Consider the following 16,409-nt stretch of genomic DNA (forward strand, 5'->3'; position numbering starts at 1 on the left):
GCCATGTTTACCTTTATCAAAAAAGTCATCAAAACCGGCACGGCGACCTCGTCTTATCCGCTGGAGCCGATTGCGGTTGATAAAAACTTCCGTGGTAAGCCAGAGCAGAACCCGCAGCAGTGCATTGGCTGCGCGGCCTGCGTCAATGCCTGCCCGTCAAACGCCTTAACGGTTGAAACCGACCTCGCCACCGGTGAGCTGGCGTGGGAGTTCAATCTTGGGCGCTGCATCTTCTGTGGACGTTGCGAAGAAGTTTGCCCGACGGCGGCGATCAAACTGTCGCAAGAGTACGAACTGGCGGTGTGGAAGAAAGAAGACTTCCTGCAACAGTCCCGTTTCGCGCTGTGCAACTGCCGCGTCTGCAATCGTCCTTTCGCCGTACAGAAAGAGATCGACTACGCCATTGCGCTGCTTAAGCACAACGGTGACAGTCGCGCGGAAAACCACCGCGAAAGCTTTGAGACTTGCCCGGAATGTAAGCGCCAGAAATGCCTGGTGCCGTCCGACCGTATTGAACTGACTCGCCATATGAAAGAGGCCATCTGATGAGCAATTTATTAGGCCCCCGTGACGCCAACGGCATTCCGGTTCCGATGACGGTGGATGAATCCATCGCCAGCATGAAGGCGTCGTTACTGAAAAAAATCAAACGTTCTGCCTACGTTTACCGCGTGGACTGCGGTGGCTGCAATGGCTGCGAAATCGAAATTTTCGCTACGCTTTCGCCGCTGTTCGATGCAGAACGCTTCGGTATTAAAGTTGTTCCATCCCCGCGTCATGCGGATATTTTACTGTTTACCGGCGCGGTCACCCGTGCAATGCGATCCCCTGCGCTGCGTGCGTGGCAGTCCGCGCCGGACCCGAAAATCTGTATCTCCTACGGTGCCTGCGGTAACAGCGGCGGGATCTTCCACGATCTCTACTGCGTGTGGGGCGGAACCGACAAAATTGTCCCGGTGGATGTGTACATTCCTGGCTGCCCGCCAACGCCTGCCGCCACGCTGTACGGCTTTGCGATGGCGCTCGGCCTGCTGGAGCAGAAAATCCACGCCCGTGGGCCGGGTGAGCAGGATGAACAACCGGCAGAAATTCTGCATGGCGATATGGTGCAGCCGCTGCGTGTGAAAGTGGATCGCGAAGCGCGTCGCCTGGCGGGTTACCGTTATGGTCGCCAGATTGCCGATGACTTCCTTACGCAATTAGGGCAGGGTGAAGAGCAGGTTGCACGCTGGCTGGAAGCGGAAAACGATCCGCGTCTGAACGAGATTGTCAGCCATCTGAATCATGTTGTTGAAGAGGCGCGTATCCGATGAGTGAAAAGGTGGTGTTCAGTCAACTGAGCCGTAAATTTATTGATGAGAACGATGCCACGCCCGCCGAGGCGCAGCAGGTGGTCTATTACAGCCTGGCGATTGGTCACCACCTTGGGGTTATCGATTGTCTGGAAGCGGCGCTCACCTGCCCGTGGGATGAATATCTGGCATGGATTGCCACTCTGGAGGCGGGCAGCGAAGCCCGCCGCAAAATGGAAGGCGTGCCGAAATATGGCGAGATCGTCATCGACATTAACCATGTGCCGATGCTGGCCAACGCATTCGATAAAGCCCGGGCTGTGCAAACTTCGCAGCAGAAGGAATGGAGTACAATGCTGTTAAGTATGCTGCATGATATTCATCAGGAAAACGCCATCTATTTGATGGTGAGGAGACTGCGTGACTGACGTTTTACTCTGTGTTGGTAATAGCATGATGGGCGATGATGGCGCAGGTCCGCTGCTGGCTGAAAAGTGCGCCGCCGCGCCGAAAGGTAACTGGGTGGTGATTGACGGCGGTAGCGCACCGGAAAACGACATTGTCGCTATCCGCGAACTGCGCCCGACACGGCTGCTGATTGTCGACGCCACGGATATGGGGCTAAACCCCGGCGAGATCCGCATCATCGACCCGGATGATATCGCCGAGATGTTTATGATGACTACCCATAACATGCCGCTGAACTACCTTATCGACCAGTTGAAAGAAGACATTGGCGAAGTGATTTTCCTCGGTATCCAGCCGGACATTGTTGGCTTTTACTACCCGATGACCCAGCCGATTAAAGATGCTGTGGAAACCGTTTATCAACGGCTGGAAGGCTGGGAAGGGAACGGCGGATTCGCGCAGTTAGCGGTGGAAGAAGAGTAGTTCTTCATTAAGGAATTCAGGGAATTGAAAACCAGGACAGGGATGTGCGCTTTTTTATTGAGCTTAGTGCTTCCTGCGCAGGCCACCAGCTTTACCGAGTATCTGCCGATGAGTGACAGCGAATACGCACAAAAGCGGGCGCTGAAACCTCTCCTGACCATGCCTTATTATACCGAGCAAAACTGGCATTTTAGAAAAGTGGGCGTTGCTGGCGTAACGCTTGAGAAGATGCCAAATGAAGAGGATGACTGGCAATTAACCGCAAAAGACCGCGCCGGTAAATCCTGGACAGTGCCTGTGGGTATGCTGGCAAACATAGCGGGCAAAGGGCAACTCTATCGCGCCGATCTTGATCGTAACGGCATTCAGGATCTGGTTATCTGGTTACCCAGTGCCGGTAATGGTCTGGCTCCTTATGCACATTTAATCCTGTTGACGTTCACACGCGAAGGTCGTCCCTGTGTCTTTGAACCCTGGGGATTCTACACCGCAAGCGAAACTAGCGTTGATGATTTGCTGGATTTGCAAGGCAATGGTCACACGCAGCTGCTGGATATGCAGTTTGATTCTGGTTACTGGCTAACCAGTTTGTATCAGGTAAAAGAGGCCAAATGGCAGCGTGTTCATGGCTGGTTTGGCAAGTTAAGCTATCCTGCACTCACGCGTTTTACTTATACTCCCAACCGTAAACTCGTTCTCAAACCCATCGCTGGACGCTACCCGCAAACGGAAGATTTGGCGCTGACGCAGCGTTGTTTGATAACGGGGGATGTGCTTGATGGGGTGAATCAGAACTGATGGCAAACGCTAAATTGCCCGATGCGCTGCGCTTATCGAGCCTACAAAGTTCGTGCGACGTGTAGGCCAGATAAGGCGTTCACGCCGCATCCGGCACGGTTGCTTACTCTAAATCTTCGCCGTTACTGGCAATCACTTTTTTATACCACCAGAACGATTTCTTACGCGTGCGCGCCAGTGTGCCGTTACCTGCATCGTCACGGTCTACATAGACAAAACCGTAGCGTTTGCTCATTTCACCCGTTGAGGCGGAAACCAAATCAATACAGCCCCAGGTGGTGTAGCCCATCAGCGGAATGCCGTCTGCAATCGCTTCGCCCATTGCGCGGATGTGCTCGCGTAAATAGCTGATGCGATAGTCATCGTTAATCTCTCCATTGGCAGAAAATTCATCTTTTGCACCCAGGCCGTTTTCCACCAGAAACAGCGGCTTCTGATAACGGTCGTACATCATATTCATGGTGATACGCAGACCGAGCGGATCAATACCCCAGCCCCAGTCGCTTACCTGTAGATACGGGTTACGCAGCGATTTCACCACGTTTGCCGCACTGCTGTTGTTGGCGTTCATCTCCGCCGAGGCGCAGCGCGAGGCGTAATAGCTGAAAGAGACAAAATCGACGGTGTTTTTCAGGATTTCATCATCGCCAGGCGCTTTGTCGATAGTCACGCCTTTTTCGCGAAATACGCGGGCAGAGTAAGCTGGGTACGCGCCACGCGCCTGCACATCGATAAAAAACAGGTTTTCGCGGTCTTTCTCCAGCGCCGCCCAGACATCTTCTGGCTTGCAGCTATATGGGTAGAAGTTACCGCCCGCCAGCATACAGCCCACCTGATTTTGCGGGTTAATTTCATGGGCGATTTTGGTGGCTAATGCACTGGCAACCAGTTGGTGATGTGCGGCCTGATATTTCACCTGATCCTGATTTTCCCCTTCTTCAAACACCAGACCCGCGCCGGAGAACGGGCTATGCAACATAATGTTGATTTCATTGAAGGTTAGCCAGTATTTCACCAGTCCATCAAATGCTTCAAAACAGGTTCGGGCGTAGCGAGTGAAAAACTCCACCAGCTTACGGTTACGCCAGGAGCCATATTCCGTCACCAGATGCATCGGCACATCGAAGTGACACAACGTGACCAGCGGTTCGATTCCGTACTTTTTACACTCTTCAAAGACAGAACGATAAAAAGCAATGCCTTGCTGGTTGGGCGTCAGCTCATCGCCCTGCGGAAAGAGGCGGCTCCAGGCAATCGAGGTGCGGAAAACCCTGAATCCCATCTCAGCCATCAGGGCGATATCTTCTTTATACCGATGATAAAAATCCGTCGCCTCATGGCTGGGATAAAACTCGTCATCGCGCAACTGAAAACGTTTTTCCAGCCCCAGTTTCACCGCCATTCGATGCTCGCCGTGTGGGATCATATCGACCGTGGTCAGCCCTTTGCCACCTTCACGGTACGCGCCTTCAGACTGGTTGGCGGCAAGCGCGCCGCCCCATAAAAAACCTTGCGGAAATACAGACATTTTCATCCTCAATTAAGACTTACTTCTTTGGCGACGGTCGGTTGTGCGCCCTGATGCTTTCGCGCCTCGGCAGCCGCTTCCTCCGCAGGAATATCCTCAAAGCCGAGCAGCAGTGTGAGGATAAACGACAGCACGACCGCCAGCGCCATGACGGCGAACACCCAGACGATGCTCATTGGATTCGCCGGATCGAAGAATTGCACGCTGGTAAATAGCCCCGGCGCTGCCATTGAGTGGCTGGCAAGCCCCGCCATACCGGCAACCGCGCCGCAAATAAAACCGCTGATAAGACTGGCGATAAGCGGACGTTTCAGACGGATCGCCACGCCGTATAACGCCGGTTCGGAAATCCCCGCCATAATGGCTGATGCCGCCGCAGCCAGCGCCGTCTGGCGTAGTTCTGGGTTTTTCGTTTTCCACGCCACCGCCAGCGATGAACCGCCCAGCGACAGGTTAGCGCCGATTTCTGACGGCATGACCATCCCTTCTTTTCCGGTTTCGGCAATGGTCTGAATGATGGTTGGTGTAAAGACGCGGTGCATCCCGGTCATTACCAGCAGTGGCCACAGCGCGCCCATAATGGCGACAGAAAGCCAGCCCAGATAACCATGAATGGTGTAAACCAGCGTCGAAATGGCGCTACCGATCCAGATACCAATCGGGCCAATCAGCAGGATTGCCAGCGGTGCGGCAATCAACACAATCAGCATCGGTTTGAGGAAGTTTTTCGTCACTGCCGGTGTAATGCTGTCCACCCAGCGTTCGATATATGACAGGCACCAGGTCATCACCAGCGCCGGGATCACCGTGTAGGTGTATTTCACCGCCGTGACCGGAATCAGGGCAAATTCAACATGTTCACCCTGAGCCGCTTTCGCCATCAGCTCAATGAAACTCGGATGTACCAGTACACCCGCGATGGCAATCGCCAGCGACATATTGGTTTTAAATTTGATGGCGGCAGAAGCTGCGACCATCAGCGGCAGGAAGAAGAAAGCGCCGTCACCAATCACCGTCAGAATGGTTAATGTCGGCGATCCTTTTGTCAGCACGCCGCTCATTTCGAGGATCATTGCCAGCAGTTTGACCATCGATCCGCCGATAATCGCCGGGATCAGCGGTGACATGGTGCCGATCAGCGCATCGAGGATCCCCGCACCAATGCGACGTAACGTGAGCTTTGGTTTACCCACGGGCTGCGCGGGCTGCATATCTCCAGGTAACAAGCTGACGACTTCCTGAAAGGCCTGCGAAACCGTATTGCCGATAATCACCTGGCACTGGTTGTCGCTACGTACCACGCCGAGCACGCCGGGGATGGTTTTTAACGTCGGGCTGTCGATAAGCGCATCATCTTTGATAACAAAGCGCAAACGCGTCATACAGTGCGTGACCGCCGAGATGTTATCAACGCCGCCCAGTGCCGCTATCACCGAGCGCGCCAGCGCCGCATAATTTTTGGCCATCGGATTTTATCCTGTTATCAGTAGGGTAGAGGTAGTTGTTATCAGTCGACGTGACGGGAAAATGCCGATGCTGAAACGGAAATAAGAAACCGGTTTCACAAAATCATGAATAGTTGTCATTTAATAAGCAAGAGAGTTGATTGTTCATTTTTTATATTTGTGAAACCGGTCACCTGAATATTTTTCCCGCTGATTGCGCAAGGACAACCAGCCAACGGTGCAGTACACTGCGATGATTGCGTGTAAAGGGATGAAAACAATGACGACAATGCTGGAAGTGGCGAAGCGCGCCGGGGTTTCAAAAGCGACCGTTTCCCGCGTGCTTTCAGGCAATGGCTACGTCAGCCAGGAGACGAAAGATCGCGTGTTTCAGGCGGTGGAAGAGAGCGGTTATCGCCCAAACTTGCTGGCGCGCAATCTGTCGGCGAAGAGTACTCAGACGCTGGGGCTGGTAGTGACCAACACGCTTTACCACGGCATTTATTTTAGTGAATTACTGTTTCATGCCGCGCGGATGGCGGAAGAGAAAGGGCGGCAACTGTTGTTGGCTGATGGTAAACACAGCGCCGAAGAAGAGCGCCAGGCGATTCAGTATCTGCTGGATTTGCGCTGCGACGCCATTATGATTTACCCGCGTTTTTTAAGCGTGGATGAGATTGATGACATCATTGACGCACACAGTCAGCCGATAATGGTGCTTAATCGCCGCCTGCGCAAAAATAGCAGCCATAGCGTCTGGTGCGATCATAAACAGACCAGCTTTAACGCCGTGGCAGAGTTGATAAACGCCGGACATCAGGAGATTGCTTTCCTTACCGGCTCGATGGATTCCCCCACCAGCATTGAGCGTCTTGCCGGATATAAAGACGCGCTGTCGCAGCATGGTATTGCTCTCAATGAAAAACTTATCGCTAACGGTAAATGGACGCCCGCCAGCGGGGCCGAAGGGGTAGAAACGTTGCTCGAACGTGGGGCTAAATTTAGCGCGTTAGTTGCCAGTAACGACGATATGGCGATAGGTGCGATGAAAGCGTTACACGAGCGCGGCGTAGCGGTGCCAGAGCAGGTGTCAGTTATCGGATTCGATGATATCGCTATTGCCCCCTACACCGTTCCGGCGCTCTCCAGCGTAAAAATTCCGGTGACTGAGATGATTCAGGAAATTATTGGACGGCTGATTTTTATGCTCGATGGCGGGGATTTCTCACCGCCGAAAACTTTCAGTGGAAAACTGATCCGCCGCGACTCCCTCATTGCTCTTTCGCAATAAACATTGTCATCACATGTCATCGTCACTTGTGTCGATGACATCGTTTTTTCTGCATTATGGAATTTAATTTCCTTAAATAACAGTAAATTAAAAACTGGCATGATTTGTGAATGTATCGGCGCATTAACTGTCATTGCTGGAGAATTTGATGAACCGTTTCATCATTGCTGACGCGAGTAAATGTATTGGTTGCCGTACCTGTGAAGTGGCGTGCGTGGTTTCTCATCAGGAAAATCAGGACTGTGCATCGCTGACCCCGGAAACTTTTTTACCGCGTATCCATGTCATTAAAGGTGTGAACATTTCCACGGCGACAGTCTGCCGTCAGTGTGAAGATGCACCGTGCGCTAACGTCTGCCCGAATGGTGCTATCAGCCGTGATAAAGGGTTTGTTCATGTGATGCAGGAACGTTGCATTGGTTGCAAAACCTGCGTTGTGGCTTGCCCGTATGGCGCGATGGAAGTGGTGGTGCGTCCGGTGATTCGCAACAGCGGCGCGGGGCTGAATGTACGTGCAGACAAAGCCGAAGCCAATAAATGCGACCTGTGTAACCATCGTGAAGATGGTCCGGCGTGTATGGCCGCTTGCCCGACCCATGCGCTGATTTGTGTCGATCGGAATAAACTTGAACAACTGAGTGCAGAAAAACGCCGCCGCACGGCGCTGATGTTCTAAAAATCTTACAGAACTGTTCTGGCATCAAAGGAATTCCCGGAAATATTCGTAGAATACGGGGCGGGCGATATCGCCGACCTGTGACTGCCGGATGCGACGTGCTCGTGTCCGGCAGGGTGGGTTACGCAATTCATGATGGCGGGAATAACTCAATGGCAAAAAACACATCTTGCGGTGTCCAACTGCGTATTCGTGGCAAAGTGCAGGGCGTCGGTTTTCGTCCCTTTGTCTGGCAGCTGGCACAGCAATTAAATCTTCACGGCGATGTCTGTAATGACGGCGATGGCGTGGAAGTCCGGTTGCTGGAAGACCCGGATACGTTTCTTGCGCAGTTGCATCTGCACTGTCCGCCGCTGGCGCGTATTGATAGCGTCGAGCGTGAACCTTTTACCTGGTCACAACCGCCCACTGAGTTCACTATCCGCCAGAGCGCAGGCGGTGCCATGAATACGCAAATTGTTCCCGATGCCGCTACTTGTCCAGCGTGTCTTGCCGAAATGAATACCCCGGGCGAGCGGCGTTATCGTTATCCGTTTATCAACTGTACTCATTGTGGCCCGCGTTTCACTATTATTCGCGCGATGCCCTATGACCGCCCGTTTACCGTGATGGCGGCGTTTCCGCTGTGTCCGGCCTGTGACAAAGAGTACCGCGACCCGCTCGATCGCCGCTTTCACGCCCAGCCGGTGGCCTGCCCGGAGTGTGGCCCGCATCTTGAATGGGTAAGTCATGGCGAACATACCGAACAAGAGGCCGCGTTACAGGCGGCTATCGCACAGTTAAAAGCGGGCAAGATTGTCGCCATCAAAGGGATTGGCGGATTTCATCTCGTCTGCGATGCACGTAACAGTAACGCGGTGGCGACACTGCGGGCACGCAAACATCGCCCGGCGAAACCGCTGGCGGTTATGTTGCCAACAGCAGAAGGCTTACCAGACGCTGCACGCCAGTTGCTTACCACGCCCGCCGCGCCTATTGTGCTGGTGGATAAAAAATACGTACCTGAGCTTTGTGATGATATCGCCCCAGGCCTTAACGAAGTCGGGGTAATGTTGCCTGCGAACCCGCTCCAGCATTTGCTGTTACAGGAACTGCAATGCCCGCTGGTGATGACCTCCGGCAACCTGAGCGGTAAACCACCGGCTATCAGCAACGAACAGGCGCTGGACGATTTGCAGGGCATTGCCGACGGATTCTTGATACATAACCGCGACATCGTTCAGCGGATGGATGATTCGGTGGTGCGTGAAAGCGGCGAAATGCTGCGCCGTTCGCGGGGGTATGTGCCGGACGCGTTGGCTTTGCCTCCGGGCTTTAAAAATGTTCCGCCTGTACTGTGTCTTGGTGCGGATCTGAAAAATACCTTCAGCCTGGTGCGTGGTGAACAAGCGGTGTTGAGTCAACATTTGGGTGATTTAAGTGACGATGGCATCCAGATGCAATGGCGCGAAGCGTTACGTCTGATGCAAAACATCTACGATTTCACCCCGCAATACGTTGTGCATGACGCGCATCCGGGCTATGTCTCCAGCCAGTGGGCGAGCGAAATGAATCTGCCGACGCAAACGGTGCTGCATCATCATGCTCACGCGGCGGCGTGTCTGGCAGAACATCACTGGCCGCTGGATGGCGGTGATGTCATTGCTTTGACGCTCGACGGTATTGGTATGGGGGAGAACGGCGCTTTGTGGGGCGGCGAGTGCCTGCGGGTGAACTATCGCGAATGTGAGCACCTGGGCGGCTTGCCTGCGGTGGCGCTTCCGGGGGGCGATTTGGCTGCAAAGCAGCCGTGGCGTAACCTGCTGGCGCAGTGCCTGCGCTTTGTGCCGCAGTGGCAGAGTTACCCTGAAACGGCAAGTGTGCAACAGCAAAACTGGAGCGTGCTGGCGCGGGCCATTGAGCGTGGAATTAACGCGCCGCTGGCGTCATCGTGTGGGCGTTTGTTCGATGCAGTGGCGGCGGCACTGGGCTGTGCGCCAGCCACGTTAAGTTATGAAGGTGAAGCGGCTTGTGCTCTGGAGGCGCTCGCAGCCTCATGCGACGGAGTGACGCATCCGGTGACGATGCCGCTGGTGGACAATCAACTGGATCTCGCCACCTTCTGGCAGCAGTGGCTGAACTGGCAGGCTCCGGTTAATCAACGCGCGTGGGCGTTTCATGATGCGCTGGCGCAGGGTTTTGCATCGTTGATGCGTGAGCAGGCCACGATGCGCGGTATCACTACGCTGGTATTTAGTGGTGGGGTTATTCATAACTGTTTGCTGCGCGCACGTCTGGCGCATTATCTCGCTGATTGCACATTGCTTTTTCCACAGAGTTTACCGGCGGGTGATGGCGGTTTGTCTCTGGGGCAGGGGGTTATTGCTGCGGCGCGCATCCTGCATGCTGCATAGTGGCGGATGTGGCGTAACTAAGCGTAGAAAGAGCGCGGACAGTCCCCTCGCCCTTTGGGCGAGGGAGAAAACCATGCCTACACCGGCAACGTTTTCAACAATCCAAATGCCTCTTTCATCCGATCCTCACTGACCACAAAGGCGCGAAGCTGGTCAGCATCGTCAACGCCGCGAGCCACCATTCCCTGGCGTTCGGTATTAATCTGCCAGCGTAAATCCTGACGCTGGGTTTCGCCTGCCAGATGCAGCGGTAATTCCGGCGTTTTGATTTTCACCAGCATCGCCGGTAGTTTCAGCGGCGTGTTATTGCCGAGAAGATTTTTTGCCAGCACCATCGCGCTAAGTTGAATCGGCTGGAGGAACGGCAGTACCTGACCGTTAATTTCTGCGCAATCGCCCAGCGCATAAATATCGGCATTACTGGTTTGCAGATAACTATCGACGCAAACGCCGCGATTAATCGTCAGCCCGGCGCGTCGTGCCAGGGCGGTTTCCGGGCGCAGTCCGGTTGCGGCAATTACCGCATCCACTTCGATGCTGCGTTGGCGATCCAGCGTTGCCCGAATGCCAGAATCCGTTTTTTCCAGCCCCTGCAACTGAGATTTCAACAGCAGATGAACGCCCATCTCCGTCAACCGATGCTGCAAGCGGCTGCTTACTTCCGGTGGCATTAACGATGCCAGAATACTGGCATCGTTGTCGATTAGCGTGACCGCTTTGCCTGCACGACAAAAATCCATCGCCAGTTCGCTACCAATCAAACCACCGCCGACAATCAACACGCGTCGGGCATCCCGCAGTTGCGTTTCACAGGCGCGATACTCTTGCTGACTATTTAACGTCAGCATTAACTCACGCCCGGGCACTGGCGGGACAAAGGCGCTGGCACCGGTTGCCAGCACTAACTTGTCGTATTGCCACTGATTATTCTGACTTTTCACCACATGGGCTTCGGCATCGATATCCGTCACCCAGGTGTGCGGAAACAGGCGCAGATTAAACTGCTCGGCAAATTCACCTGCCGTCTGGCGGGTAAGGTCGTCGGCACGTTGCCCCTGACTGATCACATGGCTGAGGTCAGGTTTGTTGTACTCATCCATGCTGTCGGCGGCAATCAGGGTTAATGGAATACTGGCGTCCTGTTTGCGAATATTTTTCACCAGTTGGCGGGCGGCGAAGCCCGAACCAATGATCACAATGCCGTTGCTCATTTTGCCTCCGATGCCAGTTCGTCAAAGACGTCTTTGCCGAGTGAACATTCCGGGCACAGGAAGTTGTCCGGAACTTCACTCCACGGTGTTCCAGGTGCAACGTCCTGCATTGGCTCGCCTTTTGCCGGATCGTAAATCCACTGGCAGACGCTGCACTGCATCCGTGAGCCGAGGTCAGCCGTCGTGGTGGTACTGGTTTCTTCTTTAACCACCGTATTCACCGTGCTCTGTGGCAGCGGCGAAAGCGCCCACTGACGGGCAATTTCACGACCGTGTTCACGGCATAACTCCAGCGCGTCCTGGTCCGGTCGCCATTTGGCTTTCAGGCTAATTGACATTTCGAAACCCGCATCCTGCAAGCGCGTGGAAAGACGATCCACCGCACCGCCGCTCCAGCCGTGAGAGCCGAAAGCACTGGCGCGTTTGTTACGAAAGCGCAATCCGGTCATCTCCTCCACCAGCCCGGCGATTTTCGGCATCATCACGTTATTCATCGTCGAAGTACCGACCAGCACACCTTTTGAGCGGAAGACATTGGTCAGGATTTCGTTTTTATCGCTACGGGCGACGTTGAAAATTTTCACCGCTACGCGCGGGTCGGTTTCCGCGATCCCCTGGGCGATAGCGTCAGCCATCATGCGGGTGTTATTCGACATGGTGTCGTAGAAAATGGTTATTCTGTCTTCCTGATAATCCGCCGCCCATTTCAGGTACAGCTCGACAATCTGCGTTGGGTTATCGCGCCACACCACGCCGTGGGAAGTGGCTATCATATCGACTGGTAAGTTAAAGCCGAGGATCTCGGTAATTTTCGGCGTTACCAGGCGGCTGAACGGCGTCAGGATATTGGCGTAGTAACGCTGGCACTGCTCGAAAAGCTCCGTCTGATCCACTTCATCGTTGAACAGATGCTCGTCGCAGTAGTGCTGACCGAAAGCATCGTTACTGAACAGCACCGCGTCGCCCGTCAGGTAAGTCATCATGCTGTCCGGCCAGTGCAGCATTGGTGTTTCGACAAAAATGAGCTGTTTGCCGTTGCCGATATCCAGCGTGTCGCCGGTTTTCACCACGTTGAAATTCCACTCTGGATGATGGTGATGACCATTTATTGAGTCGATAGCGTTGGCAGTACAGTAGATCGGCGTATCGGGAATTTGCGCCATTAGTTCGGTCAGCGCCCCGGCGTGGTCTTCTTCTGCATGGTTAATCACGATGTAATCGATATCCGCCAGATCGATTTCATTACGCAGGTTCTGCACAAATTCGCGGCTGAATTTATGGTCGACGGTGTCGATCAGTACGTTTTTTTCTTCACGAATGAGGTAGCTGTTGTAGCTGCTGCCGCGCAGCGTTTTATATTCCGTGCCGTGAAAATCACGTACTTCCCAGTCACGTTGACCCACCCAATGAATGTTATTTTTCACCACAATAGACATAGCAACCTCAATTTATTCAGCGTGTTCTAAAAAGATGTCTTGTTAATTGCAGGTTGCGTGCCAGTTTTTTATCTTATTGTTTTTAATGTATAAATTAATTTATGCTCATTAGTGAGTAGTCAAAATGACTATCAATAAAATGGTCGATATGACAATATATATAGTCAAATTGACAGTGAGGCAAAGATGAGTTTTTCCGTTGATGTGCTGGCGAATATCGCCATCGAATTGCAGCGTGGGATTGGTCATCAGGATCGTTTTCAGCGCCTGATCACCACGCTGCGTCAGGTGCTGGAGTGCGATGCGTCTGCGTTGCTACGTTACGACTCGCGGCAGTTTATTCCGCTTGCCATCGACGGGCTGGCGAAGGATGTACTCGGTAGACGCTTTGCGCTGGAAGGTCATCCACGGCTGGAAGCGATTGCTCGCGCGGGTGATGTGGTGCGCTTTCCCGCAGACAGCGAATTGCCCGATCCCTATGACGGTTTGATTCCCGGGCAGGAGAGTTTGAAGGTTCACGCCTGCGTTGGTCTGCCATTGTTTGCCGGACAAAACCTGATCGGCGCACTGACGCTCGACGGGATGCAGCCCGATCAGTTCGATGTTTTCAGCGACGAAGAGTTACGCCTGATTGCCGCGCTGGCGGCGGGAGCGTTAAGCAATGCGTTGTTGATTGAACAACTGGAAAGCCAGAATATGCTGCCGGGCGATGCCGCGCCGTTTGAAGCGGTGAAACAGACGCAGATGATCGGTCTGTCGCCAGGTATGACGCAACTGAAAAAAGAGATTGAGATTGTGGCGGCGTCCGATCTCAACGTCTTAATCAGCGGCGAGACGGGAACCGGTAAGGAGCTGGTGGCGAAAGCGATTCATGAAGCCTCGCCACGGGCGGTGAATCCGCTGGTCTATCTCAACTGTGCCGCACTGCCGGAAAGTGTGGCGGAAAGTGAATTGTTCGGGCATGTGAAAGGAGCGTTTACTGGCGCTATCAGTAACCGCAGCGGGAAGTTTGAAATGGCGGATAACGGCACGCTGTTTCTCGATGAGATCGGCGAGCTGTCGTTGGCATTGCAGGCCAAGCTGCTGCGGGTGTTGCAGTATGGCGATATTCAGCGCGTTGGCGATGACCGCAGTTTGCGGGTCGATGTGCGCGTGCTGGCGGCGACTAACCGCGACTTGCGTGAAGAGGTGCTGGCAGGGCGATTCCGCGCCGATTTGTTCCATCGCCTGAGCGTGTTTCCGCTTTCGGTGCCGCCGCTGCGTGAGCGGGGCGATGACGTCACTCTTCTGGCGGGGTATTTCTGTGAGCAGTGCCGTTTGCGGCTGGGGCTCTCCCGCGTAGTGTTAAGTTCCGGAGCGCGAAATTTACTGCAACACTACAGTTTTCCGGGAAACGTGCGCGAACTGGAACATGCTATTCATCGGGCGGTAGTACTGTCGAGAGCCACCCGCAGCGGCGATGAAGTGATTCTTGAGGCGCAACATTTTGCTTTTCCAGAAGTGACGGTGCCGCCGCCAGAAGTGGCAGCGGTGCCCGTTGTTAAGCAAAATCTGCGTGAAGCGACAGAAGCGTTCCAGCGTGAAACCATTCGCCAGGCACTGGCACAAAATCATCACAACTGGGCCGCCTGCGCGCGGATGCTGGAAACCGACGTCGCCAACCTGCATCGGCTGGCGAAACGTCTGGGATTGAAGGATTAAATAATCCCGGCCTGATAGAAATCCTGCAGGTTAATTGCGCCGGTGAGTTTGCCGTTTTCATCCACCACCGGTGCGGCGGTGATTTTGCGCTTCATCAGGATCTCTTTGGCGTCGATAGCGCGACTTTGTGCCTGTAATGTGGTTCCGCCAGTCGTCATCGCTTCATTAACCGGCGTGGTGAGTGCGCCGCCGCCAACCAGCCAGCGACGTAAATCGCCGTCGGTAAAGACGCCTTGTACCTGTTGTTGAGCGTCACATACTGCCACCAGCCCCAGACCGGTGCGGCTGAGTTCCAGCATCGCATCCATCACGCTGGCGGTTAACGCTACCTGCGGGATGGCATCATCACGGCGCATCAGATGATGTACTTTATTCAGCAAGCGAGCGCCCAGCGCGCCGGCAGGGTGGGAGCGGGCAAAATCTTCTTCATTAAATCCGCGCGCCTGCATGACCGCCATCGCCAGCGCGTCGCCCATCATCAGGGTATTGACGGTGCTGGAGGTCGGCGCAAGGTGCATCGGACAGGCTTCGCGTTCTACGGAGATATCCAGCACCGCTTTTGCCGCCAGGCCCAGCGGTGACGTCGGTTTGCCGGTCATCGCCAGCAGGGCGATAGATTTATCTTCCAGACGCGGAATAATCAGATCCAGTTCCTTCGCGCCACCGGAGTAAGAGATAAACAGCATCACATCGCGGCTTTCAATCATCCCCAGATCGCCGTGCAGTGCTTCTGCGGGATGGACAAAAAAAGCCGGTGTGCCGGTGCTGGCAAGCGTTGCGGCGATTTTCTTACCAATGTGGCCCGATTTGCCGATTCCGGAAACCACCACTTTGCCTTCGCAGTGCAGGATGATATTGGCGGCGCGAACAAAATCATCGCCCAGACGTTCCGGTAAACGACTTGCTTCCTGCAACTCCAGCGTTAACGTCTGACGTCCCGCGTTCAGTAGTGCTTCACTCATTGCTCTCTCCGGTTATGATCACGTCGATCCCTTTCTCTTCCAGCGCCTGACGAAACGCCGGATCGATACCTGCGTCGGTAATTAGCTTATCGACGCTTTCAAGACTGCAAACTACGTTGGGGCTTTTACGGCCAAACTTTGATGAGTCCGCCATCAAAATCACTTCGCGCGCGGCATTGCACATTGCCTTACTGACGGTATAAACCTCGTTGAACGTGGTTACGCCCGCATTGAGATCGATGCCGTCGGTGCCCATAAACAATTTGTCGAAGGTGAAATGTTCGAAGGCATTCTCTGCCAGCTGCCCGTGAAATGAGGCCGATTTTTTACGAAACGTTCCGCCTGGCATCAGGATAGTTTGTTCATTATCCAGTTCGGATAGCGCCTTGACGATATGCAGGCTGTTGGTCATCACTGTGATGTTATTAAAGCGCGAGAGCAGGGGCACCATCTGCAATACGGTACTGCCAGCATCAAGAATGATCGAATCGCCATCATGAATAAAACTGACGGCAGCTTCTGCAATCAGCTCTTTCTTGTGGGTGTTGATGAGCGTTTTATGATCGATAGGCGGATCGGATTCCTCTTTATTTAACACCACGCCGCCATAGGTTCGGATGACGGTTCCGGCATGTTCCAGAATAACCAGATCTTTGCGAATGGTGGTGCCTGTGGTGTCAAAGTATTGCGCCAATTCTTCAACCGAGCATTTCCCCTGCTTTTGCAGATACTCCAGAATGGCGGCCTGACGCTGACGAGGTTTCATGGGCGTGATTACCTGATTT

15 protein-coding genes are annotated in these 16,409 nt (G+C 54.0%); 9 read left to right on the forward strand and 6 right to left on the reverse strand.

Annotation, left to right across the window (positions count from 1 at the left end; translation table 11 throughout):
* The first annotated feature begins 3 nt into the window (after positions 1-3).
* From hycF to HEM79_RS09770, 5 genes are read left to right on the forward strand one after another with little or no spacing between them, the layout of a single operon-like run.
* A complete protein-coding gene (hycF, locus tag HEM79_RS09750) occupies positions 4-546 on the forward strand; it encodes a formate hydrogenlyase subunit HycF (RefSeq protein WP_000493785.1) in 543 nt (180 codons plus the stop codon).
* Entirely contained in the window at positions 546-1,313 is a 768-nt protein-coding gene (hycG, locus tag HEM79_RS09755) for a formate hydrogenlyase subunit HycG (RefSeq protein ID WP_000067399.1), read from the forward strand. The genes hycF and hycG overlap by 1 nt, the downstream gene beginning before the upstream one ends.
* Positions 1,310-1,720 (forward strand): formate hydrogenlyase assembly protein HycH, encoded by a 411-nt coding sequence (hycH, locus tag HEM79_RS09760; RefSeq protein WP_001291925.1) that lies wholly within the window; start codon positions 1,310-1,312, stop codon positions 1,718-1,720. The genes hycG and hycH overlap by 4 nt, the downstream gene beginning before the upstream one ends.
* Positions 1,713-2,183, forward strand: a complete 471-nt coding sequence (gene hycI / locus HEM79_RS09765) for a hydrogenase maturation peptidase HycI (protein WP_000132961.1) — start codon at positions 1,713-1,715, stop codon at positions 2,181-2,183. The genes hycH and hycI overlap by 8 nt, the downstream gene beginning before the upstream one ends.
* 42 nt (positions 2,184-2,225) lie before the next feature.
* Positions 2,226-2,981, forward strand: a complete 756-nt coding sequence (locus tag HEM79_RS09770; RefSeq protein WP_176241705.1) for a hypothetical protein — start codon at positions 2,226-2,228, stop codon at positions 2,979-2,981.
* A gap of 103 nt (positions 2,982-3,084) precedes the next feature.
* Here the strand turns inward: HEM79_RS09770 and ascB are convergent, their stop codons facing one another.
* Both ascB and ascF read right to left on the reverse strand, forming a co-directional pair.
* Entirely contained in the window at positions 3,085-4,509 is a 1,425-nt protein-coding gene (gene ascB, locus HEM79_RS09775; protein ID WP_176241664.1) for a 6-phospho-beta-glucosidase AscB, read from the reverse strand.
* 8 nt (positions 4,510-4,517) lie between these two features.
* A complete protein-coding gene (ascF, locus tag HEM79_RS09780) occupies positions 4,518-5,975 on the reverse strand; it encodes a PTS cellobiose/arbutin/salicin transporter subunit IIBC (protein WP_176241663.1) in 1,458 nt (485 codons plus the stop codon).
* A gap of 259 nt (positions 5,976-6,234) precedes the next feature.
* On the opposite strand from ascF, the gene ascG reads away from it, so the two are divergent.
* The 3 genes from ascG to hypF all read left to right on the forward strand — a co-directional run bounded on the left by ascG (position 6,235) and on the right by hypF (position 10,314).
* The gene (gene ascG / locus HEM79_RS09785) at positions 6,235-7,245 is read left to right on the forward strand and encodes a DNA-binding transcriptional regulator AscG (RefSeq protein WP_165383309.1); all 1,011 of its coding nucleotides are present in this window, start codon (positions 6,235-6,237) and stop codon (positions 7,243-7,245) included.
* Positions 7,246-7,393: 148 nt separating this feature from the next.
* Positions 7,394-7,921 (forward strand): electron transport protein HydN, encoded by a 528-nt coding sequence (hydN, locus tag HEM79_RS09790; protein WP_001078777.1) that lies wholly within the window; start codon positions 7,394-7,396, stop codon positions 7,919-7,921.
* Between the two features lie 152 nt (positions 7,922-8,073).
* Positions 8,074-10,314: a carbamoyltransferase HypF gene (gene hypF, locus HEM79_RS09795; RefSeq protein ID WP_176241662.1), complete on the forward strand. Its 2,241-nt coding sequence runs from the start codon at positions 8,074-8,076 to the stop codon at positions 10,312-10,314.
* 77 nt (positions 10,315-10,391) lie between these two features.
* Here hypF and norW read toward each other — a convergent pair whose 3' ends face one another.
* On the reverse strand, positions 10,392-11,525 hold the full coding sequence (gene norW / locus HEM79_RS09800; RefSeq protein WP_176241661.1) for an NADH:flavorubredoxin reductase NorW: 1,134 nt from the start codon (positions 11,523-11,525) through the stop codon (positions 10,392-10,394).
* The gene (gene norV / locus HEM79_RS09805) at positions 11,522-12,961 is read right to left on the reverse strand and encodes an anaerobic nitric oxide reductase flavorubredoxin (protein ID WP_176241660.1); all 1,440 of its coding nucleotides are present in this window, start codon (positions 12,959-12,961) and stop codon (positions 11,522-11,524) included. The genes norW and norV overlap by 4 nt, the downstream gene beginning before the upstream one ends.
* A gap of 186 nt (positions 12,962-13,147) precedes the next feature.
* Here norV and norR point away from each other — a divergent pair, with 186 nt between their 5' ends.
* Positions 13,148-14,662: a nitric oxide reductase transcriptional regulator NorR gene (gene norR, locus HEM79_RS09810; protein ID WP_176241659.1), complete on the forward strand. Its 1,515-nt coding sequence runs from the start codon at positions 13,148-13,150 to the stop codon at positions 14,660-14,662.
* Here the strand turns inward: norR and gutQ are convergent.
* Positions 14,659-15,624: an arabinose-5-phosphate isomerase GutQ gene (gutQ, locus tag HEM79_RS09815; protein ID WP_001287440.1), complete on the reverse strand. Its 966-nt coding sequence runs from the start codon at positions 15,622-15,624 to the stop codon at positions 14,659-14,661. The two genes, norR and gutQ, sit on opposite strands and share 4 nt — an antisense overlap.
* On the reverse strand, positions 15,617-16,390 hold the full coding sequence (gene srlR, locus HEM79_RS09820; RefSeq protein ID WP_176241658.1) for a glucitol operon DNA-binding transcriptional repressor SrlR: 774 nt from the start codon (positions 16,388-16,390) through the stop codon (positions 15,617-15,619). Before srlR ends, gutQ begins: the two co-directional genes overlap by 8 nt.
* Positions 16,391-16,409 lie beyond the last annotated feature (19 nt).

It is taken from the genome of Escherichia sp. 93.0816, assembly GCF_013368855.2.
Classification (GTDB): Bacteria; Pseudomonadota; Gammaproteobacteria; order Enterobacterales; family Enterobacteriaceae; genus Escherichia; species Escherichia ruysiae.